The 21,784-nt window shown below is 71.2% G+C and carries 18 protein-coding genes; 8 read left to right on the top strand and 10 right to left on the bottom strand.

Annotated elements, in window-relative coordinates; all coding sequences use genetic code 11:
* Window positions 1-555: 555 nt before the first annotated feature.
* The gene (locus L107_RS12555; RefSeq protein WP_159819274.1) at window positions 556-1,704 is read right to left on the bottom strand and encodes a hypothetical protein; all 1,149 of its coding nucleotides are present in this window, start codon (window positions 1,702-1,704) and stop codon (window positions 556-558) included.
* Between the two features lie 1,273 nt (window positions 1,705-2,977).
* On the opposite strand from L107_RS12555, the gene L107_RS12550 reads away from it, so the two are divergent.
* Together L107_RS12550 and ggt are read left to right on the top strand one after the other, a co-directional pair.
* Entirely contained in the window at window positions 2,978-6,778 is a 3,801-nt protein-coding gene (locus L107_RS12550; protein WP_201295885.1) for a hydantoinase B/oxoprolinase family protein, read from the top strand.
* Between the two features lie 38 nt (window positions 6,779-6,816).
* Window positions 6,817-8,583 (top strand): gamma-glutamyltransferase, encoded by a 1,767-nt coding sequence (gene ggt / locus L107_RS12545; RefSeq protein ID WP_159819410.1) that lies wholly within the window; start codon window positions 6,817-6,819, stop codon window positions 8,581-8,583.
* Between the two features lie 17 nt (window positions 8,584-8,600).
* Here ggt and L107_RS12540 read toward each other — a convergent pair whose 3' ends face one another.
* On the bottom strand, window positions 8,601-9,116 hold the full coding sequence (locus L107_RS12540) for an HdeD family acid-resistance protein (protein ID WP_159819270.1): 516 nt from the start codon (window positions 9,114-9,116) through the stop codon (window positions 8,601-8,603).
* A gap of 56 nt (window positions 9,117-9,172) precedes the next feature.
* A complete protein-coding gene (locus L107_RS12535) occupies window positions 9,173-9,553 on the bottom strand; it encodes a hypothetical protein (RefSeq protein WP_201295884.1) in 381 nt (126 codons plus the stop codon).
* Window positions 9,554-9,664: 111 nt separating this feature from the next.
* Here L107_RS12535 and L107_RS12530 point away from each other — a divergent pair, with 111 nt between their 5' ends.
* Window positions 9,665-10,432 (top strand): potassium channel family protein, encoded by a 768-nt coding sequence (locus tag L107_RS12530; RefSeq protein WP_236550675.1) that lies wholly within the window; start codon window positions 9,665-9,667, stop codon window positions 10,430-10,432.
* Here L107_RS12530 and L107_RS12525 read toward each other — a convergent pair.
* On the bottom strand, window positions 10,360-11,844 hold the full coding sequence (locus L107_RS12525; RefSeq protein ID WP_159819266.1) for an NAD(P)/FAD-dependent oxidoreductase: 1,485 nt from the start codon (window positions 11,842-11,844) through the stop codon (window positions 10,360-10,362). The genes L107_RS12530 and L107_RS12525 overlap by 73 nt on opposite strands.
* A 196-nt stretch (window positions 11,845-12,040) precedes the next feature.
* On the opposite strand from L107_RS12525, the gene L107_RS12520 reads away from it, so the two are divergent.
* From L107_RS12520 to L107_RS12500, 5 genes are read left to right on the top strand one after another with little or no spacing between them, the layout of a single operon-like run.
* Complete coding sequence (locus tag L107_RS12520; protein ID WP_236550674.1) at window positions 12,041-13,009, top strand: GTP-binding protein; 969 nt, start codon at window positions 12,041-12,043, stop codon at window positions 13,007-13,009.
* A 7-nt stretch (window positions 13,010-13,016) separates the two neighbouring features.
* Entirely contained in the window at window positions 13,017-14,132 is a 1,116-nt protein-coding gene (locus L107_RS12515; RefSeq protein WP_159819263.1) for a WD40 repeat domain-containing protein, read from the top strand.
* Entirely contained in the window at window positions 14,129-15,136 is a 1,008-nt protein-coding gene (locus L107_RS12510) for a metal ABC transporter solute-binding protein, Zn/Mn family (RefSeq protein ID WP_159819261.1), read from the top strand. The genes L107_RS12515 and L107_RS12510 overlap by 4 nt, the downstream gene beginning before the upstream one ends.
* The gene (locus L107_RS12505; RefSeq protein WP_159819259.1) at window positions 15,136-15,924 is read left to right on the top strand and encodes a metal ABC transporter ATP-binding protein; all 789 of its coding nucleotides are present in this window, start codon (window positions 15,136-15,138) and stop codon (window positions 15,922-15,924) included. Before L107_RS12510 ends, L107_RS12505 begins: the two co-directional genes overlap by 1 nt.
* Complete coding sequence (locus L107_RS12500) at window positions 15,921-16,775, top strand: metal ABC transporter permease (protein WP_159819257.1); 855 nt, start codon at window positions 15,921-15,923, stop codon at window positions 16,773-16,775. The genes L107_RS12505 and L107_RS12500 overlap by 4 nt, the downstream gene beginning before the upstream one ends.
* Here the strand turns inward: L107_RS12500 and L107_RS12495 are convergent.
* From L107_RS12495 to L107_RS12470, 6 genes are read right to left on the bottom strand one after another with little or no spacing between them, the layout of a single operon-like run.
* Window positions 16,739-17,470 carry a 3'-5' exonuclease gene (locus tag L107_RS12495; RefSeq protein ID WP_159819255.1) on the bottom strand — a complete coding sequence of 244 codons (732 nt, stop codon included), beginning with the start codon at window positions 17,468-17,470 and terminating at the stop codon, window positions 16,739-16,741. The two genes, L107_RS12500 and L107_RS12495, sit on opposite strands and share 37 nt — an antisense overlap.
* The gene (locus tag L107_RS12490) at window positions 17,445-18,416 is read right to left on the bottom strand and encodes an ion transporter (RefSeq protein ID WP_159819253.1); all 972 of its coding nucleotides are present in this window, start codon (window positions 18,414-18,416) and stop codon (window positions 17,445-17,447) included. Before L107_RS12490 ends, L107_RS12495 begins: the two co-directional genes overlap by 26 nt.
* A 2-nt stretch (window positions 18,417-18,418) precedes the next feature.
* Complete coding sequence (locus tag L107_RS12485; protein ID WP_159819251.1) at window positions 18,419-19,138, bottom strand: ABC transporter ATP-binding protein; 720 nt, start codon at window positions 19,136-19,138, stop codon at window positions 18,419-18,421.
* Window positions 19,135-19,941, bottom strand: coding sequence for an ABC transporter ATP-binding protein (locus L107_RS12480; RefSeq protein WP_201295883.1), 807 nt, complete (start codon window positions 19,939-19,941; stop codon window positions 19,135-19,137). Before L107_RS12480 ends, L107_RS12485 begins: the two co-directional genes overlap by 4 nt.
* Window positions 19,938-20,849 (bottom strand): branched-chain amino acid ABC transporter permease, encoded by a 912-nt coding sequence (locus tag L107_RS12475; RefSeq protein ID WP_159819249.1) that lies wholly within the window; start codon window positions 20,847-20,849, stop codon window positions 19,938-19,940. Before L107_RS12475 ends, L107_RS12480 begins: the two co-directional genes overlap by 4 nt.
* Window positions 20,850-20,854: 5 nt before the next feature.
* Window positions 20,855-21,784, bottom strand: a complete 930-nt coding sequence (locus L107_RS12470) for a branched-chain amino acid ABC transporter permease (RefSeq protein ID WP_159819247.1) — start codon at window positions 21,782-21,784, stop codon at window positions 20,855-20,857.

The raw sequence follows: 21,784 nt of genomic DNA, 5'->3' as shown, positions 1-21,784 counted from the left end.
AGGCGCAGACCGCTTTCTGTTAGCCACTGGTCCCAAGGGTTGTGGTTTCCCCGTTCAAGGTAGTGATTTTGCTTAAACTGTTTTCAATCTTTGGTTCGTTTGTTGGTGGTTCACTCACTGTTCGCCCCCACGTCGGTTCTGTTGGGCCAGTCCACGGTCTGATCGTTGCCTTTTGAAGAGTCCTTGGCGGTGCTTCACGCAACGAGGACCCGCATTTCAGAGGCGGTCCATACCCTGTCGATAGCAATGTGGCCAAGGACCCATGCCATCCAGTTTCAACCCTGACCAATCGGACTTTCTTTCAAGCATCTACAACGCTGACGAGGACGGCAACCCTCCAAGGGATGTCCCCTCTCCGCGCCCCCAACGCCGCAGGGCCGGTTCCCCGGCTTCCTCGACTCCAGCGCCACAACCAGCTCCTCAGCCCTCTCTGCGTAGGAAGCCACGGACCTACGTTTGCCCAGGTCAGCAGGTACTGGAGTTCCCTGGGTGACAGAGGTTCCCACTCGGTCCTCGTCTAGGTGGCCAAAGCCAGCCATCGTGGGGATCCAACCGCTACAGCACCTCGATCGCCCTCCGCTTTAGCTCCATCGATATCCCCCCGTACGCTTCCCCGGGGTTTACCGGCTTGTGCCCCATGACCGCCCGACTGACGGAAATGTCGATCCCTGCTTCTCGCATTCGTTGCTTGGCATGATCCCTAAGGTCTTTTGGAGGAATGCCGATCAGCCTTGACCAGACAAGGCCTGAGCCCCACCGTTTATTTCTCTCATTGTAGAGCGATGGCATGATCAGCCCCGTCCCTGTCCAAGACAACTCTTGGAGCTTGGGGTGCAGTGGAATCTTTCTCTCCGACTGATCGGTCTTCAGGCTTCTCGTTTCGTGAGCTACTAGGTGGATTACCCCATCTCGGATGTCCTCGAACCTAAGGCCAGCCCCTTCAGCAAGTCTCATCCCGGAGTACCGGAGAATGAGGTACAGAAGTTGTTGAGCGCCTTTCAGTCTTGTCTCAGCGATGATATCTATTGGTTCGATCACGATCACTTGTTTTTCCCGCCTATGCACTTTCATCCTTTGGGTGACTCCTAGCCAGATGTTCTCTTCTACCCAGTCCTCGTTTTCCATGATTGACCACATGCCGGCGAGGTAACCAATCTGCTTTTTGATCGTGCTCGTATTCAGGCCGCGTTGAAGTAGGTGGTCTCTGAACGCCCTTGCCTGATCTTTGGTGCCAAAGGTAGGAACACGTAAGCCTGCATGTTCCATGAAATCCGACAGGCTCCGTCTCCACTCTATCCTGGTTTGTTCTGCTGAGCCTTTAATTAGAGAAGCCTTCTCGATCAACTCATCTACTGATTTCAGTTTTACCTTCGGCAATAATCGAATCTTGTCGATCTCGTTGGGATCGCTGGGGAGGGCTGTCATATAGGTATCCCAGTCCAGCTGGCTGGCGTCCCGAACCTCTTCAACCGTCTTGCCTCGAAGCCAGGCCTCGGACTGCAGACGGTCGAATGCCTTCGCCTCTTCCGAGTGCGGGTCCAGCTGACGAACAACAGCTGGGACCACTACCCCAGTACCAGTCCCCCGAGCCTGTGCAATCTCTCTGTCTGTGGCTTCCCAAAGCCTGTTGGCAACCACCCTGGCCTGGGCTTGGGTGTCCCCAGCCTTGATGATCCATACCTTCTTGCCGATGGCCTCCTGCACGTCACGGGGGACCGCTCGCTGGAAGTACAGCCCAGGTCGTCCTGGTCGCTTTCGGAGGTAAGGTGGCATTCCCTGGCTAGTACCAAGGCTAGTACCAACTAACCTAGCAAATGTGATCACCCTGCTGCGGGCCGAGGACCTGGAGGTGCCGCTGCAGTTTGAGAACTACCGCTGAGGGTGCCGCGCATCCTGGCCCTCAGCCGGCGGCTGCAGCGGAAGGCGGCGGCGGCGCCCAGGAAGGGCGCAGGGCCAGGGACCGCAGGATCAGGCGGGTCGCTGGGGTCGCCGTGGGGAGGCGGTGTGAGCCATCCGGATCTCGGCTCGGTGCCAGGACCGGGGGCTGGGCAATCGTCCAGCTCCCCAGCCAGCTCGAAACCTGGGCAATAGAGCAGCCATCCGGTGAGATCCCAGGGAGGGGCGCTGGAATCCTGTTGGGGAACGGAGCTGATCAGCAGTTGCCAGCCAGCGTTATGGCCATGGAAGACGGTTGGGCGGGTGAATGTGGAACCGCTGGCGTTCACGGAGATGTACCCGCAGTCGGGCAGCAGGCAGCGCGGCGCCGTCTCGAAGATCCCCTTGGGAGACCCCGAAGACGACGCGAAATTCAATTCAACGGTCGCAGGCGGGGAACTGGTGGCTGTCCCGGCCACAAGATGGCGGAAGGTGCCGCTGACGCCATCAAGGATGAAGACCAGATCCAGGGCCAAGGCTGGTGGCGGCAGCAGCAGGACGGCCGCAGCGCCACCCAGAACGACCGCTGCTGACATGCGATGGCTGGCCGGCGCCATGGCCCCTCAGTGACTGTTCAACATCATTATTCTGTTATGGGCGGATCCAATCCGTTGCCATGGCTGCATCTTCACGATGGATGCAGATGTGCAGCGGCGATGCATCTGGTGGAGTCTGGGGCCGTAGACGCAGCAGCAGGCGTTCACAGCAAGGCGCCCAGAAGCGGTGATAACGTTGCCGAAAGAAGGAATTCAGCCTGATTCCCGGCTTGGCAGGATTCTTTCACGACATTCCGATGGATCTGACGGATGGCGGCAGGACTTGGAGCCATCTTTCATTTCGTCAAGACTTCTGGCTCCTTTCCCAACGTCATGAACCCCTGGCCCGACCCCATGGCCTTGGGGTCGGCGGCCACGGCAGAGGTTGCACGGGCGGATCGATCCGTCGCCCCAGAGTGTCGCGAGGAGCTACGACAGACCGGGGCCGTTCTGGGGTTGGGCTTCCTGGTTGAGCTCCCAGCCTCGCTTTGTCCTCTCTGACGCCCGTGGCGGACGGCTGGCGGTTCTGGATCGACCGCGGCGGCACCTTCACCGATGTGGTGGCCTGCTCCCCCAGCGGCGATCTGGTGGTGCGCAAGCTGCTCTCCGATCCGCCCCCACCGGCGGACGGCACCCCCTCGCCCGACCCGGCCGTCACCGCCGTGCGGGATGTGCTCGCCCTGGCGCCCGACCAACCCATCCCCCCCGGGCTGGTGACGGAGGTGCGGCTCGGCACCACCGTGGCCACCAACGCCCTGCTCGAGCGCCAGGGGGCGCGCGTCCTGCTGCTGGTCAACCGGGGCTTCGCCGACCTGCAGCGAATCGGCGACCAGCACCGCCCCCACCTCTTCGCCCTGGCCATCGAGCGGCCCGAGCCGCCGCCCCTGCGGGTGATCGAAGTGGGCGGCCGGCTGGCGGCGGACGGTGAGGAACTCGAACCCCTGCAGCGGGATGGGGCCCTGGAAGCGGAGCTGGCGCAGGCCTGGGCCGACGGCTTCCGCAGTGTGGCCGTGGCCCTGATGCACGCCTGCCGCCATCCGGCCCATGAGCGGGCCCTGGGCAGCTGGCTGGCGGCCCGCGGCTTCGCTCCGGCGGTGCTCTCCCATCAGCTCAGCCGCCAGCCCCGGCTGGTGCCCCGCCTCGACACCGCCGTGCTCGAGGCGTCCCTGGGCCCCGTCCTCGGTGCCTATCTCGATCAGGTGCGCGCCGCCATCGGCGCCGCCATCCCCCTGCGGGTGATGACCTCGGCCGGAGCGCTGCAGTCGCCCGGCCTGCTGCGGGCCAAGGACACGATCCTCTCCGGTCCGGCGGGCGGGATGGTGGCGGCCGTGGCGGTGGCGGCCGCCGCCGGTTTCGGCGACGCCCCGATCCTCGGCTTCGACATGGGCGGCACCTCCACCGATGTCTTCCACTTCGACGGCAGCCGCGGTGCGGCCGCCTGGGAGCGCAGCACGGAAACCGAGATCGACGGCCTGCGGCTGCTGGCGCCGATGCTGCCGATCCACACCGTGGCCGCCGGCGGCGGCTCGGTGCTGCATGTGGCGGACGGCCGCCTGCAGGTGGGGCCCCGCTCGGCCGGCGCCAACCCCGGCCCCGCCTGCTACGGCAGGGGCGGCCCCCTGGCGATCACCGACGCCAACCTGCTGCTGGGCCGGCTGCCGGTGCAGGCGCTGCCGCGGCTGTTCGGCCCCGGTGGCGACCGGCCGGCCGATCGGCAGGTGGTGCTGGAGCGCTTCGACGACCTGGCCCGCCAGCTGGGGCTGGAAAGCCCGGAGGCGGCGGCCCAGGGGGCGCTGACGATCGCCATCGAACGCATGGCCGAGGCGATCCGGCGCATCTCGATCCAGCGGGGTCACGACCTGCGCGGCGCCGTGCTGGTCACCTTCGGCGGCGCCGGCGGCCAGCTCACCTGCCCCCTGGCGGATGTCCTGGGGATCAACCGGGTGCTGCTCCATCCCCTGGCCGGGGTGCTGTCGGCCTACGGCATCGGCCTGGCCCGCCCCTCCCTGCTGCGGGAGCGCACCCTGCGCCAGCCCCTGGAGCCGGCCCTGCTGCCCCGGCTGGAGCGGGCGATCGAGGCGCTGCTGGCCGAGGCCTCCGCCGAGCTTCGCGCCGGCGGCGATCTGGCGGCGGGCCAGGAGCCCCGGCGCCAGGTCCGCCTGGAGCTGCGTTATGGCGGCAGCGATCAGGGGCTGGAGCTGCCCTGGCCGGCGGAACGTGCGGACGACCTGCTGGCGGACCTGCGCGCCGCCTTCGAGGACCGCCACCGGCAGCGGTTCGGCTTCGTGGTGCCCGATGAGCCGCTGGTGCTGGAGCGGCTGGTGGTGGAGGTGGGGGCCCCGGCGGTGGCCCCGCAAGTCCGGCCACCGCAGGCACAGGGCCCCCAAGCGCCGCCCCCTGACGCTCCGCCCCAGCACGAGCCTGCCGAGTGGGTGCCGCTGTGCCTCCCGGAGGCGTCCGGCAGCGGCACCGCCATGGTCTGGCGCCAGGTGCCCCTCTGGCGCCGGCAGCAGCTGGTGGCGGGCCAGCGGATCGCCGGGCCGGCCCTGGTGGTGGAGCCCACGGGCACCACCGTGCTGGAACCCGGCTGGGGCGGACGGGTGCTGGCGGGGGGCGAGCTGCTGCTGGAGCGGCCGGGGCAGGTGGCCGGGTCGGCCGCCGGGGCGGCCCTGGCCAGCGGCGGCGCCGGTGCGGTGGATCCGGTGCGGCTGGAGCTCTACAACCACCGCTTCAGTGCCATCGCCGAGCAGATGGGGGAGCGCCTGCGCCAGTGCAGCCGCTCGGTGAACATCCGCGAGCGGCTGGACTTCTCCTGCGCCCTGTTCGACGGCGCCGGCCGGCTGGTGGCCAATGCCCCCCACATCCCGGTGCATCTGGGCTCGATGGGGGACAGCGTCGCCAGCCTGCTGGCCGCCGTGGCCGCCGGCACCCTGCCGCCCCTGGCACCGGGCGACGCCTATGCCGCCAATGATCCCTTCGACGGCGGCACCCACCTGCCCGACATCACCGTGATCACGCCGGTGTTCGCCCCTGACGCCGCAGACCCTGTCGACTCCTGCGAAACACCGCCGAAGCCCCTGCTGTTCGTCGCCTGCCGCGGCCACCACGCCGACGTGGGCGGCCTCACCCCGGGCTCGATGCCCCCCTTCAGCCGCCGGATCGAGGAGGAGGGGCTGCGGCTGCGCCACGTGCCCCTGCTGCGGCAGGGCCGGTTCGATGCGGACGGGTGGCGGCAGCGCCTTGCGGCCGGCCCCCACCCGGTGCGGAACCCCGAGCAGCTGCTCGCCGACCTGCAGGCCCAGGTGGCGGCGAACCGGCTGGGGGACAGCGAGCTGCTGCGGCTGCTGGCGCGCGAGGGCAGCGGCGAGGTCACCGCCTACATGGGCCACGTGCTGGCCAACGCCGCCGAGGCCGTGCGCGAGGCGATCGCCCGCCTCAGGGACGGCGACCACAGCGTCGAACTCGACAACGGCAGCCGCATCGTCGTGGCCGTGCGCATCGACCGGGCCGCCCGCCGGGCCCGGATCGATTTCAGCGGCACCTCCCCCCAGCAGCAGGGCAACTTCAACGCGCCGCTGGCGATCACCAAGGCGGCGGTGCTGTACGTGTTCCGCTGCCTGGTGGGCCGCCCGATTCCGCTCAATGCCGGCTGCTTCGGACCGATCGAGCTGATCGTTCCTGAGGGGTGCCTGCTGCACCCGCGGCCGCCGGCGGCGGTGGTGGCCGGCAACGTGGAAACCTCCCAGGCGGTCACCAACGCCCTGTTCGGGGCGCTGGGCGTGATGGCGGCGGCCCAGGGCACCATGAACAACCTCAGCTTCGGCAACGAGGCTTGCCAGTACTACGAGACGATCTGCGGCGGCACCGGCGCCGGCCTGCGGCCCGACGGCCGGGGCTTCGCCGGCGCCGATGCCATCCAGAGCCACATGACCAACTCGCGCCTCACCGACCCCGAGATCCTCGAGGACCGTTTCCCGGTGCGCCTGGAGCGCTTCTCCATCCGCCGCGGCAGCGGCGGCGCCGGGCGCTGGTGCGGCGGCGACGGGGTGGTGCGGCGGATCCGCTTCCTGGCGCCGATGACCGCCTCGATCCTCTCGGGTTCCCGGCGCGTGCCCCCGTTCGGCCTGGCCGGGGGAGGTGCCGGCGCCGTGGGGCGCAACCGGCTGGAGCGGGCCGATGGCCGCCTCGAAGGGCTGGGCGGCTGCGCCCAGGTGAGCGTCCAGCCCGGCGACCTGCTGGAGATCGCCACCCCCGGCGGCGGCGGCTTCGGCCCTTCCGCGGCCGGCGACGCGGGAGTTCCGTTGTGAGGGCGCTGCTGCTGCTGCTGCTGGCGGGGGCGGCCCCCATGCCGGTGGCGCTGGCCCAGGCCGTGCCGCCGGCCGTGGCCGCGGAGAGCAACGTGCTGCTGGAGGGGGAGCAGCGCTTCCGGCCCCAGTGGTCGGCCCGGGGCCTGGTGGCGGCCCAGGAGCCGCTGGCCTCGGCGGCGGGGGCGGCGATCCTGCGCCAGGGGGGCAACGCGGTGGATGGGGCGGTGGCCACCGCCTTCGCCCTGGCGGTGACCCTGCCCCAGGCCGGCAACCTGGGCGGTGGCGGCTTCCTGCTGTTGTGGCTGCCCGGCCCCTCGCCGGCCCGCCAGCGGGGCTGCCTCGATCAGGCGGCCGGCGGCAACCCGGCGGCCGGCCCCGAGCTGGCCATCGGCGGCGGCACGGCGGTGGCGGTCAACTTCCGCGAAACGGCCCCGGCGGCGGCCACGGCCACCCTGTTCCTGGGGCCCGATGGCCAGGTGGACCGGGCCCGCGCCACCCGCAGCCTGCTCAGCACCGCCGTGCCCGGCAGCGTCGCCGGTCTCGCCCTGGCCCAGCGCTGCTATGGACGCCTGCCCCTGGCCCAGGTGATGGCGCCGGCGATCCGGCTGGCCGCCCAGGGCTTTCCGGTGAGCCGGGAGCTGAGCGATTCCCTGGCCGCCGCCGCCCCACGGCTGCAGGCCGATCCCGTCTCCCGCCGTCTGTTCCTGCCGCCACCGGCGCCTGGAACGCGGCTGCGTCAGGGCGAGCTGGCGGCCACCCTGCGGCGCATCGCCGCCGAAGGGGAGCGGGGCTTTTATGGCGGGCCGGTGGCCGATGCCCTGGTGGCGGCGATGGAGCGGGGCGGCGGCCTGATCTCCCATGCCGATCTGCGCGCCTACCGCGCCCGGCTGGTGCGGCCGCTGCGGCGGGAGTTCCGTGGCCATCCGGTGCTGTCCATGCCGCCCCCCGGCGGCGGACTCACCCTGCTGCAGCTGCTGGGGATCCTCGAACCCTTCGACCTGGCGGCCACCGGCCTGAATGCCGCCGCCAGCCTCCATCCCATGGCCGAGGCCATGAACCTGGCCTACCGCGACCGCAATGCCCTGCTCGGCGACCCCGACCAGGTGCCGGTGCCGGTGGAACGGCTGCTGTCGCCGGCCCATCTCGACGGCCTGCGCCGCCGCATCGACCCCCGGCGCCACACCCCGGCCCCGGCGCTGGAGGCGGCCGCCGACCGGGAGGGCACCAACACCACCCACCTCTCGGTGGCCGACCGCCACGGGGGTCTGGCGGCCCTCACCACCACCCTCAACTTCCCCTACGGCAACGGCATCAGCGTGCCGGGGATGGGCTTCCTGCTCAACAACGAGATGGACGATTTCACCGCCCTCCCGGGCAGCGCCAACGCCTTCGGCCTGCGTCAGGGCGCGGCCAACGCCATCGCCCCCGGGCGCCGGCCCCTCAGCTCCATGGCCCCCACCCTGGTGTTCCGCCCCGATGGCCGCCCCTGGATCGCCACCGGCAGCCCGGGCGGCAGCCGCATCATCACCACCGTCCTGCAGGTGCTGCTGAACCGGCTGGTGCACGGCCTCAATCTCGCCGGCGCCGTGGCGGCCCCGAGGATCCACAGCCAGCTGTGGCCGGATCGCATCGATGCGGAGGAGGGGCTCAGCCCCGACAGCCGCCGCCTGCTGGAGGCGATGGGCCACAGCGTCCGCCGGGCCCCGGCCATGGGGGCCGCCAACAGCGTCGAGGTGCTGGTGGGGGGCGGCAGCCTGGGGACGGTGGACCCTCGCCGGGCCGAGGGCCTGGCCGTGGCCGAGTGAGCCCCAGCCCTGAGGCTTCAGCCCTCGGGCGCGGCGGGGGCGGTGATCAGGTTGAAGGCGGAGAAGGCCAGGCCGAAGCCGAACAGGGTGCCGATGGCCCAGAGGCTGTCGGAGGGCCATTCGGCGATCAGCATCCCCCCGAGCACCACGGTGACGATCCCATCGAGCAGCACCAGCCCCCGGGCCGGGCCTGCGCCGGCGGCGGCACCCGCCAGCTCCATCACCCCCTCGACGGCCAGCAGGACGCCGATGAACAGGGTGAGGCTGACGGTGCTGGCCACCGGGAAGGCCACCAGGCCGATGCCGCCCACCACGTAGAGCACCCCGGAGATGGCGCGGAACACCTTGCTGCGGGTGTCATCGGCCGACGTCAGCCGCAGCAGCTGGGAGGCACCCGCCGCGACCGCCACCCCGCCGAGGGCGATGGTGAGCAGGGTGGCCGAGACGAAGGGAAGGGCCAGACAGAGGACGGCCGCCACGAGCAGCAGGCCGGCGGTGACCCAGCGAAGGGTGGGCGAAGCGGGGACGGACAAGGGCTTGGCGAGGCTGGTGGGAGGTTAGGTCGCTTTCCCCTGGCCGACCGCCGTGCTCAGCGCGGCGGGCCGTTGTAGAGGATCGCCACCACCCGGCGACCATCGGGAGCGATCTGGATCTCCGTTTCCATGGTGGCCGGCAGCCCCTTCGCTTCCCAGCCGGGGGGCCCCCCCAGGAAGCGGTAGACGAAGCCATCGGCGTCGTTGCGCACCAGGCAGGGGTTGCTGGCCGCCGAGGTGGTGAACATGCAGTTGGCCGGGGTGTACACCGTCAGCCCGCCGTTGCTGAGCACGGCCGCGTTGCGGGCCAGGTTGAGGGCCCGGACTTCGTTGAAGGGGATCCCCTGCGCCAGGGCCGGGGCCATGGGGGCCACCGCCAGCAGGAGCCCCGCGGCGGCGGGCAGAAGGCGGGAGACGGGCCGGAAACGGTTGGCCATGGAGGTCCTCGCGGGTGTGTCCAGTATCCATGGCAGAACGGATCCATGTCCGGTGCTCACTGGCCTCCGCAGGGGTTCGGCCTACGTTGTCGGTTCCGATCCCTCGCCCCCGTGGTCCGACCTCTGGCCGCCGCCGCCACGCCGGACGGTCTGTTGCGGCGACGGCACCGCTTCTACCGGCGGTTGCTGGTGCTGTGCCTGGTGGTCATGCTGAGCCTGGCGTTTCCCCAGACGCTGCGGCTGGTCGGATCGGTGGGGTACTTCCTGATCACGATCCTCACCACCGTGGAGCTGGGCGGCTTCCTCGCCGGCCCGGTGGCGCGTGACTGGGGGGACCGTCTGTTCCTGGCGCTGGGCGGCGCCAACCTCGTCGCCCAGCTGTACTGGCTGCTGACCCCCGAGGCGCGGCGCCTGTCCGGGGTGCCCCTGCTGATGATCACCTCGCTGTTCATCGGCTGGAGCCTGGTGCGGCTGGTGCGGACCCTGGGGCGGGAGCCCCGGGCCACCCGTCCGGTCGTGGTCGGGGCGGTGGCCGGCTACCTGCTGCTCGGCCTCAGCGGCGGCCTGGTGCTGAGCGTGCTGGAGACGATCCAGCCCGGCAGCTTCCTGGCCAACACGGCCGATGGCCAGGCCGCCATTGTCCGCTCCCATGCGGGGGTGGCCGCCAACAAAGTCTGGGAGCTGGACTTCGCCCGCATCAATTACTTCGCCTTCGTCAGCCTCACCACCACCGGCTACGGCGACATCACCCCGGCCCTGCCTCCGGCGCGCATGGCCAGCGTGGTGCTGGGAATCGCCGGGCCGCTCTACATCGCCGTGATCCTGGGGGTGCTGATCAACCGGTTCAAGGGGCCGGAGGGGGGCGCTTCCGGCGACTGAGACGCGCCATCCGGCGGCAGGGCCCGCTCGAGGCCCACATCCACGCCGAGGTGCTGGTCGGGACGGCCGGTGATCAGCAGCGCCGTGCGCTGGCGGGTGGCGATCTGCCACATCCACTTGCTGAACAGGGCGATGCGGTTCTCGGTGTCGGGGATGAAGGCCAGATGGGCCAGGGCCCAGAGGATCCAGCCCGCCAGGCCGCTCACGTGCAGCCCGCGCAGGTCGGCCACCGCGTACCAGGGACCGATCACGGCCATGCTGCCCAGGTCGAACCAGCGGAACGGCTCGCTGCGCCGCCCGTCGAGGCCGGCCAGGATGTCGCGCGCCCCCCAGCCGCCCATCTGCACCGCCGGGCCCGCCATGCCCGGCAGCACCCGGCCGTCGCCGGTGTGGGCGTAGTGGCAGAGATCCCCCACAGCCCGGATCTCCGGGTGCCCCGGCAGGGAGAAGTCGGCCTCCACCTGCAGCCGTCCGCCCCGGTCGAGGGGGGCGCCGGTGCGTTCGGCCAGCAGCCGGCCCAGGCGCGAGGCCCGCACTCCGGCGGTCCAGCAGATCGTGGCCGCCTCCAGGTCGCCGAGGCCATCGGCGCCGGCGTCCGCCCCGTCCGCGGTGTCGTCCGCGGGGCGCTGGAGGATCACCCGGCCGGGTTCGATCGCGGCCACCATCGTCTTCAGGCGCAGCTCCACGCCGGCGCGCTGCAGGTAGGCCGCGGCGTCGGCGGAGAGATCGGCCGGCATCGCCGGCAGCACCCGGTCCACCGCATCCAGGAGGATCACCCGGCACTGGGCCCGGTCGAGCTGCTTGAAGTCGCGCTCCACGGCGCGGTGCATCAGTTCGATCAGGGAGCCGGCCAGTTCGCAGCCCGCCGGCCCGGCCCCCACCACCACCACCGACTGCAGGAAGCGGCGCCGACCGGGGTCCCGGGTCTGCTCGGCCTCTTCGAGGGCCATCAGCAGCCGGCGGCGGATCTCGTCGGCGTGCTCGAGGATCTTCATCGGCGGCGCCAGGGGCCGCCACTCCTCGTGGCCGAAGTAGGTGCTGCCCGAGCCGCTGGCCAGGATCAGGTGGTCGTAGGCGTAGCGGTGGTCGTTGAACACCACCTCCCTGGCGTCGGTGTCGATGTCGACCACCTCGCCCAGCAGGATCTGGATGTTGGGGGCCTGGCCCACCATCTGGCGCAGGGGGGACGCCACATCCGCCTCCGACACCAGACCGGACGCCACCTGGTACAGCAGCGGCTGGAAGAGGTTGAAGTTGCGCTTGTCGATCAGGGTCACCCGTACGGGCTGCCCCGCCAGGACATGGCAGGCCTTGAGCCCGGCGAACCCCCCGCCCACGATCACCACGTGGGGCCACTCGGCCATGGCGCACCGGGGCGGATCCAGCTCGAGGAAGAAGCGTTCTTGGGCCATCAAGCGCAGGGTGCCATCGGGCGGATCCCCGGGACTGAACCGTAGGCAGCCCGCCGCAGCGGAGCGGTAGTGATGGAAGCGGTTTGGCGGACGGGGCGGCCGGGATGGCCGGCCGGGGCGCAGCGGTGCTGCTAGCTTGAAAATGATTCCCATGTCCGGCCCTTTGGGTTCTGCTCCGATGCGCTCGGCCCCTTCCATGGCCCCTGATCGGGAACGCCTGCCCGTCACCGTCCTCACCGGCTACCTCGGCTCCGGCAAGACGACGCTGCTCAACCGCATCCTCACCCACGAGCACGGCCTCAAGGTGGCGGTGATCGTCAACGAGTTCGGTGAGGTGGGCATCGACAACCAGCTCGTGATCGATGCCGATGAGGAGATCTTCGAGATGAACAACGGCTGCATCTGCTGCACCGTTCGTGGCGATCTCATCCGCATCATCGGCAACCTGATGAAGCGCCGCGACCGCTTCGACCACCTGGTGATCGAGACCACCGGCCTGGCCGATCCGGCCCCCGTGATCCAGACCTTCTTCGTCGACGAGGACCTGCGGGAGCAGCTCCGGCTCGATGCCGTCGTCACCCTCGTCGATCTCCGGCATGTGGAGCAGCACTGGGAGAGCGAGGAGGTGCAGGAACAGCTGGCCTTCGCCGATGTGCTGCTGCTCAACAAGACCGATCTGGTGGACGCCGAGGCCCTCGAAGCCATCCGCCAGCGCACCCGGGCCATCAATCCCCTGGCCCGGGTGATCCCCACCTGCCGGGCGGATGCGGCCATGGACGAGATCCTGGGCGTGGGGGCCTTCGAGCTCGAGCGGGCCCTCGCGATCGACCCGGAGTTCCTCGCCTCCGACCATGACCACGAACACGACGATGCCGTCACCTCGGTGGCCTTCATCGAGGAGCGGCCGATGAGTTACCAGAAGCTGGGCGAATGGATCGATCGGCTGGTGAGCGAGCGGGGTCCCGATCTGTTCCGCATGAAGGGCATCCTCCAGATCGACGGCGAGAGCCACCGCTACGTCTTCCAGTCGGTGCACATGCTGATCGACAGTGCCCGCGATCGTCCCTGGCGGGCGGATGAAACCCCCCGAACCGATTTCGTGATCATCGGCCGCGATCTCGATGAATCCGCCCTGCGGGCCGGTTTCGAAGCCTGTGTCGCCTGATCCGGCCATGGCCCCTCCGCAGACCCTGGTGCGGGAGCGGCTCAGCGGCACCTGCGGCAATGCCATCACCGCCCAGGCTTGGTCGGCCGATGGCGAGTTCCTGGCGATGGCCACGGCCGGTGGTGAGCTGCTGCTGCTCGATTTCCGGGCGGGCTGCGAGGAGCTGCTGCGTGGGGAGCGGGACAGCAGCCTCGATGTGCTCGGCTTCAGCCCCGATGGCCGCTTTCTGATGGCGGCGGGCCAGAACGGCGAACTGCTGCTGTGGGAGATGGGGGGCACCGGGGTGCGGCCGATGGCCTTCGACCCCGTGCCGCTGCAGGCCGGCTGGCTGGATGCGGCCGCCTGGCGGCCCCAGGGATCGCTGCTGGCGCTGGGGGCCGGCCGGCGGGTGCGGCTCTGGGATGGGGAGCGCCGGTCGCTGCGGGAGGAGAGCCAGGAGCTGGAGCGCACCGTGCTGTCCCTGGCCTGGAGCCGTGATGGCCAGCGGCTGGCGGCCGCCTGCCACGGCGAGGTGCTCCTCTGGCGGCCGGACGACCCCGGGGAGCCGCCCCAGCGCTGTGCCACCGGCTCGGCCGGCGTGGCCCTGGGCTGGTCCGACCAGGGAACTCTGCTGGCCAGCGGCCAGCTCGACGGCTCGCTGATGCTCTGGCCCGACGGCGCGGCCGGGCGCGGCTGGCAGTTCAGCGGCTTCCCGGGCAAGGTGCGCTCCCTGGCCTGGTGCGACCAGCCGGGGCGCCTGGCCCCCCTGCTGGCCGTGGCCTCCACCGACATCGCCGTGATCTGGAGCCAGCAGGATCGCGGCGCCAAGGGCTGGAAACCGGAGCCCCTGGTGCTGCACGAGGGCCGCGTCAACGCGGTCGCCTTCGCCCCCGGCAGCAGCCTGCTGGCCAGCGCCTCGAGCGATGGCACCGTGGCGCTCTGGGATGGCCGCGGCCGCCTGCAGCAGCTCCTGGAGGGCGACGGCCAGGCGATCACCTGTCTGAGCTGGCGTCCCGATGGCCGCCACCTCGCCGCCGGCGGCGACCAGGGGCAGTGGTGGCTCTGGCCGGTCACCCTGCCCCCGTCCGTCCGCTCCCGCCCCCACCCTTCCCGCCCCCCCCGTTCCGGAGGTTTCGCCCCATGACCCAGCCCCCCGTCCGTCGTCCCGTTCTGGCCATGGCCGCCGGGCTCTCCGCCCTGCTCCTGGGCTGCCGCCCGGCGGTGCAGGCGCCGGAAGCCCAGGCCGGCCGGACCGACCGGCCCAGCGTGGTGACCACCTTCCTGCCGATCACCCTGTTCACCCGGGCCGTCGCCGGCGACTGCGCCGAGGTCACGGCCCTGATCCCCGCCGCCAGCGGTCCCCACGATTTCCAGGCCCGCCCCGGGGATGTGGCGGCGCTGAAGAACGCCCGGGTGCTGGTCAAGAACGGTCTGGAGATGGAGTCCTTTCTCGACAAGCTGGTCAAGGGCGCCGAGAACCCCGACCTCAAGGTGATCGACTCCAGCAGCGGCATCCCCACCCTGGAGAACCCCGAGCTGGCGGGCGAGGCCAAGGCTGACGACCACGATCACGGCCACGACCATGACCATGCCGAGGGCCATGACCACGACCACGGCCATGACCATGGCCCGATCAATCCCCACATCTGGCTCGATCCGGTGCGCGCCGCCCAGCAGGTGGACAACATCCGCGACGGCCTGATCGCCGCCGACCCTGCCTGCGCCGACGGCTACCGCCGCAACGCCGCCGCCTTCACCGGCCAGCTGCGCCAGCTCAACACGGAATTCGAGAAGCAGCTGGCGCCGTTCCGGGGCAAGACCTTCGTGGTTCTCCACGACTTCGCCCCCTACTTCGCCGACCGCTATGGCCTCAAGGCCGAGTACCTGGTCGATGTGCCGGAGCAGAACCCCTCGCCCGCCGATCTGGCCCGGGTGGCGGACACGGTGAAGCGCACCCAGCTCAAGGCTCTGCTGACCGAACCCCAGGAGGGCAACCGTTCCTTCAACGCCCTGGCCGGCGACCTCGGGATCCGCATCAGCGTCTTCAATCCCCTGGAGACCGGCACCGAGGAGGCCTCCCGCAACCCGGCCACCTACGGCGAAGTGATGCGCCGCAACGTCACCGACCTGGTGAGCGCCTTCCGCTGATGGCCGTGCTGGAGGTCGAAGGCCTGCGGGTGCTGCGCGATGGGGTGCTGGCGGTGGATGACGTCAGCTTCCAGCTCGCGGTCGAGAGTGACACCGCCCTGGTGGGGCCGAACGGGGCCGGCAAGAGCTCCCTGGTGGGGGCGATCCTGGGCCTGATCCCCCGCCAGGCCGGGGAGGTGCGGATCCTCGGCCATCGGCTGGGCCCCGCCGGCCAGCTGCCGGCCCAGGTCAGGGCCCAGCTGGCCTTTCTCCCCCAGGCCCTGCCGCTCCAGGGACGCCTGCCCCTCACCGTGGCCGAGTTCGTCGGCTTCGGCTGGGATCCCCCCGGCCCGCGCCTGCCCTGGAGGGGCGGCGGTGCGCGCCGCTCCGCCGTGGGCACCGCCCTGGCCAAGACGGGCTGCGGGGCCCTGGCCGACCGCCTGCTGAGCGAGCTGTCGGGGGGGCAGCTGAAGCGGGTGCTGCTGGCGTTCTGCGTTGTGCGGCCCCGGCGCCTGCTGGTGCTGGATGAGGCCCAGGCCGGCCTGGATGCCCCCTCCACCGAGCAGTTCCACAACCTGCTGTTCGACCTGCGCCGCAGTGAGGGCTGGACCGTGCTGCAGGTCTCCCACGACCTGGACATGGTGCGGCGCAGCTGCGACCAGGTGCTGTGCCTCAACCGCCAGCTGCGCTGCAGCGGCCGTCCCGAACTGGCCCTCTCCCGGGCCCAGCTGGAGCGGCTCTACGACCCGGCCGAGGCCCCCAGCCACCCCCGGCCCCGTGCACCCGAGGGCGGCCCCCGGATCCGATGACGGAGTTCTCCCAGCTGGACACGGTGATCGCCCAGCCGTTCATGCAGCGGGCCTTGCTCGGCGGGCTGCTCACCGGGGCCCTGGGCGGCCTGCTGGGCAGCTTCGCGGTGCTGCGGCAGCTGTCGTTCTTCAGTGATGCCCTGGGCCATTCGGCCCTGCTGGGCCTCAGCCTGGGGATCCTGCTGGGGCTCAACCCCACCCTGGTGCTGATCCCCTTCGCGGTGCTGTTCGCCCTGCTGGTGAACCTGCTGGTGCAGCGCAGCCAGCTGCCCACCGATGCCCTGCTGAACATCGTCTACTCCACCTCCCTGGCCTTCGCGGTGGTGGCCCTCAGCCTGGTGACCACCTACACGGGCGGGATCCAGCAGCTGTTGTTCGGCGACATCCTCGGCATCTCCTGGCTGGATCTCGGCCTGATCGCCGTGCTGCTGGTGGCGGCGGTCGTTTACCTGCTGGTGAGCCTGCGGGCCCAGGTGCTGGTCACCCTCCATGCCGACCTGGCCGGGGCCTTCGGGGTGGGCAGCCAGTGGCATCGCATCGCCTTCATCCTGTTGCTCGCCGTGGTGGTGGCCGTGTCGATCAAGGCGGTGGGGGTGCTGCTGATCAGCGCCTTCGTGGTGATCCCCGCCTGTGCCTCCCGGCTGGTGAGCCGCCGCTTCGGCACCTACCTGGTGCTTTCTTCATTGATCGGCGGCGGCTGCGCCGTGCTGGGGCTGCTCGGCTCGGGCCTCACCAACCTGCCGTCGGGCCCCTGCGTGGTGATCATGCAGTTCCTCGGCTTCCTGGCCGCCCTTGGCGTCAGCCAGTGGCGGCCTCAGCGGCTGCGGGCCAGGCCGGCCGTCAACTCCTGACCCGCCGCCAGCACGATGCCGGCGCAGGCCTCGGCGTCGGAGAGGGCATCGTGGTGCCGGAGCGGCAGGCCCAGATGGCGGCACACGTCCGGCAGCCTGGTGGGCCGCAGGTTCCAGGCCCGCCGGGCCACCTGCACGGTGCAGACGAAGGGCTGGGCTGGCGGCCGCAGCCCGGCCTGCTCGCAGCAGGCCCGCAGCACCCCGGCATCGAAACTGGCGTTGTGGGCGGCGATGAACTGCGCCCCCTCCAGACAGGCCGCCAGCTGCGGCCACAGCTCGGCGAAGGTGGGCGCATCGGCCACCCGGGCCCAGCTGATCCCGTGGATGGAGGTGAACAGGAAGGTCCGGCGTGGCGGCCGGATCAGGTGGTGCTCGCGGCGCACGATCCGGCGCCACTCCACCCGCACCAGGGCGATCGAGCAGGCGCTGTCCCGGCCCTGGTCGGCCGTCTCGAAATCCAGCGCCACGAAGCAATCCGGCTGGCGATCGGCCAGGCCCGCGGGCGGATCCGGTGCCGGTGACCGCTGGATCGTCCGCAGGGCATCGTCACCCCTGCGCAGGAAGCGCCGCTCGTCGCGATCCAGGTTGGCGGCGCCCCAGCGGCTGCGGTAGCTCCACAACTGCCGGTAGCGACGCACGTCCTGCGCCGACCAGCCCGCAGCCTGCAGTTCAGCGCTGGGGCTCGGCTCCTGCATCGGCACCTGGGGTGGGCTCGTCGCGACTGGGGGGATTCTCACCGAGAGCATTCCCGGCCAGCGCCGCCCCGCAGTGCTTGCAGTGGCGGGCGTCGGCCTCGTGGCCACCCAGCCCGCAGGCGGGGCAGGGGTTTGCCGCCTGGGGGGGCGACGGCCGCAGCACCGACAGGCCGATCTCGGCGCTGAGGATGCCGGTGGGCACGGCGATGATGCTGTAGCCGATCAGCATCACCACCGAGGCCATGAAGCGCCCCAGGGGTGTCACCGGCGCCACGTCGCCGTAGCCCACGGTGGTGATCGTGACGCAGGCCCAGTAGATGGCCACCGGGATGCTGCGGAAGCCGTCGTTGCCGGCTTCGATCACGTACATGAAGGCGCCGATCAGGATCACCAGCGTCACCATCGCCAGTAGGAACACGGTGATCTTGCGGCGGGCGGCGATCAGGGCGCTCCAGAGGAGTTCGGCCTCCTGCAGATAGGCCCCCAGCTTCAGAACCCGGAACACCCGCAGCAGCCGCAGCACCCGCACCACCAGGAACAGCTGGCCGCCGCCGATCAGCAGCCCCAGGTAGGTGGGCAGGATCGCCAGCAGATCCACCAGCCCGAAGAAGCTGGTGGCGTAGCGCCGCGGCTCGGCCACCAGCAGCAGCCGCAGCAGGTACTCGAGGCTGAACAGCAGGGTGAAGCCCCACTCCAGCCCCAGGAAGGCGCCGGCCCAGCGCTGCCGCAGCAGCGGATCGCTCTCCAGCACCACCGCCAGCACGCTGAGGGCGATCGCCAGCATCAGCAGGGCGTCGAAGGCCTTGCCGGAGGGGGTGTCCGTCTCGAGGATGGTGCGCTCCAGCCTGGAGCGGTCCAGCACCCGCACCAGAGCCAGGGCCCCGGCCAGCAGGCCGCCCAGCAGCAACGGCACCAGCAACGGCTCAGGCAGCGTCACCGGCGGCATCCTCAGCCGCTCCCCAGGTAGGAGGCCCGCAACCCCGCATCGGCCAGCAGGGCGGCAGCGCTGCCCTCCAGGGCGATGCTGCCGCCTTCGAGCACCACGCCGCGGTCGGCGATCTCCAGGGCGGCGGTGGCGTTCTGCTCCACCAGCAGCATCGACAGCCCTCCGGCGTGCAGCGCCGCCAGGGCCGCCATCACCTCGGCCACCAGCTTCGGCGCCAGCCCCAGGCTCGGCTCATCCAGCAGCAGCAGGCTGGGCCGGCCCATCAGGGCCCGGGCGATCGCCAGCATCTGCTGCTCGCCCCCCGAAAGGTTGCCGGCCAGCTGGCGGCGCCGCTCCGCCAGGCGGGGGAACAGGCCGTAGCAGCGTTCCAGGTCGGCGGCGATGCCGGCCCGGTCGCGCCGCAGCCAGGCCCCCAGCTCCAGGTTGGTGGCCACGGTCTGGCGGGCCAGCACCCGGCGGCCCTCCGGGCAATGGCCGATGCCGAGGCGCACCGTGCGGTGGGTGCTCAGCCCCGCCAGGTCGGCGCCGCGCCAGAGCACCTGGCCGGCCGCGGCGCCCACCAGCCGGGAGATGGCCCGCAGGGTGGTGCTCTTGCCGGCACCGTTGGCACCCAGCAGGGCCACCAGCTCCCCTTCCCTCACCTGCAGATCGAGGCCCCGCAGGGCGGTCAGGGCGCCGTAGCGCACGGTGAGGCAACGCAGCTCCAGCAGCGGGGCAGTCATCGGCCGGCACCGCCCGAGCCACCCAGGTAGGCCTCGATCACCCGCGGATCGGTGCGCCCCTCGGCGGGGCTGCCCAGGGCGATGCGCCTGCCGAAGTTGAGCACCGCCAGCCGGTCGCAGAGCTGCATCATCAGCGGCACGTGGTGCTCGATGATCAGCACCGTCAGCGCGAAGTGCTCGCGGATCGTGCCGATCAGCCGCCGCAGGTCGTCCTTCTCGGCCGGGTTCATGCCGGCGGCGGGTTCATCCAGCAGCAGCAGCTGCGGGGCCGTCGCCAGGGCCCGGGCGATCTCCAGCCGGCGGCGGTCGCCGTAGGGCAGCTCCCCGGCCCGCTGCTCCGCCAGGGACTCCAGCTCCAGCAGGGTGAGCAGTTCCATCGCCCGTGCCTCCAGGCCCCTCCGGTGCCGGCGGAAGCCGCCGCTGGCCAGCAGGGCCCCTAGCAGGGGGGTGCGGGCCGCGTGGTGCAGGCCCACCAGCACGTTCTCCCGCACCGAGAGGCTCTCGAACAGGCGCAGGTTCTGGAAGGTGCGGGCGATGCCGAGCCGGTTCAGCCCGCTGGCCCCCAGGCCGGTGGTGGGCGCGCCCCGCCACAGGCAGCGGCCGCCGCTGGGGGCGGTGAGGCCGGAGATGATGTTGAACAGGGTGGTCTTGCCGGCACCGTTGGGGCCGATCAGACCGAAGATCTCCCCCTCCTCCAGCGCCAGGCTCACCTGGTCGAGGGCCAGCAGGCCGCCGAAGCGGCAGCTGACGGCCTCCACCTGCAGCAGGGGCACCGGGGCGGTGCCGTCGGGGCTCTGGTTCATGGGGCCTGCGGCGCCTGGCGGCCCCGATGGCGGCCCCTGCCGAGCAGGGCGGCCAGCCAGCCCAGCCGCTCCGCCGTGACGAGCCCCTGGGGAAAGAACAGGGGCCCCAGCAGGATCACCGCCCCGAACAGGATCAGGCGCAGGTCGCCCACCGGCCGCAGCAGCTCCGGAAGGGCGGTGAGCACCAGGCCCCCCAGCACGGGCCCCGGCCACAGGCGGGAACCGCCGAAGACCACGAAGGCCAGGGTGGTGATGCTGGCGTCGAAGCTGCCCGCCCGGGCGTTCCAGGAGTTGAAGAAATGGGCCGCCAGGGCGCCGGTGACGCCGGCGAGCACGGCGCTGGCCACGAAGGCGATCAGCTTGGTGCGGGGGGTGTCGATGCCGACGCAGTCGGCCGCCAGTTCGTCGTCGCGGATGGCGGCCATGGCCCGCCCCAGCCGCAGGGCCTCCAGCCGCTGGCACAGCCAGCAGGCCAGGGCCAGCAGCGCCAGGGTGAACAGCACGTAGCCCTCGGCGTGGGCGAAGGGCTGGGGAATGCCGAAGATCCCCATGGCCCCGCCGGTGAAGGGCAGGTTGAGGTTGAACACCCGCAGGATCTCCACCAGGGCGATGGTGGCGATGGCCAGGTAGATCCCCCGCAAGCGCAGCACCGGTCCGCCGATGGCCAGGGCGATCAGCCCCGCCAGGGCCCCGCCCAGCGCCATTTCCGCCAGCAGGGCCGGCAGCGGCGAGGTGGCGCCGCTGCCGGCGAAGGCGGGAACGCCGGTGGAGAGCAGGGCGGCCACGTAGCCCCCCACCGCATAGAAGCCCGGGGTGGCCAGGGACAGCTGGCCGCAGCGCAGGGGCAGGTAGACCGAGAGCGCCAGCAGGGCGCCGAGCAGCATCTGTTCGAGTAGGGCGGCGTCCATGGCCCTCACACCTTGGTGGGCAGGGGCCGGCCCAGCAGCCCCCGCGGCCGCAGCAGCAGCACCAGGAACAGGAAGCCGTAGCTGACCGCATCCTTCCAGCCCGACCAGTCGGCCGGCACGAACGCCTCCGCCAGCCCGACGATCAGCCCGCCCAGCACCGCCCCCGGCACGCTGCCCAGCCCGCCGAGCACCAGCACCGCCAGCCCCTTGAGGCCGTAGCCGATGCCGAAGTAGGGCCCGGCGATGCTGACGCTCAGCCCCACCAGCCCGCCGGCCACGCCGGCCAGGAAGCCGCTGAGGCCGAAGGCCAGCCGCACCATGGCCGTGCTGTCGATGCCCAGCAGCTGGGCGGTTTCGGGGTCCTCCGCCACCGCCTGCAGCCCCTTGCCGTTGCGGCTGCCCTCCAGCCAGAGGGTGAGCAGGGCCAGCAGCAGCACGGCGATGCCCAGCAGCAGCGCCTGGACCGTGCGCACCCGGGCCCTCAGCAGGGGGAAGGAGGCCGGCAGGCCGCCGAGGGCGCCGGTGGGGATGGCGTAGCTCTCCGCCCCCACCAGCAGCTGGATCAGGTTCACCAGGATCACCCCGGCCCCCAGGCTGGTGATCAGGGCCAGCAGCGGGTCGGCCCGGCGCCGGCGTAGGGGACGGAAGGCCACCCGCTCCACCAGCAGGGCCACCAGGGCCGCCCCCAGCCCCGCCAGGGGCAGGGCGCCCCAGAAGGGCAGGGCGACGGGCAGCTGGACGCCGGCCAGCAGACCGTTGGCCCCCACCGCGCCGCCGATCAGCAGGTAGGTGAAGTAGGCCCCCAGGGTGAACACCGCCCCATGGGCGAAGTTGATCACCCCCAGCACCGAGAACACCAGGGTGTAGCCGAGGGCGAACAGGCCGTAGACCGCCCCCACCGACAGACCGTTGACCAGGATCTGGAGCAGGTCCAC

Source organism: Cyanobium sp. Copco_Reservoir_LC18, assembly GCF_009834675.1.
Taxonomy (GTDB): domain Bacteria; phylum Cyanobacteriota; class Cyanobacteriia; order PCC-6307; family Cyanobiaceae; genus Cyanobium; species Cyanobium minutissimum.
Note: the sequence above shows the minus strand (reverse complement) of the source record. Positions and strands in the feature narration are given on the sequence as shown.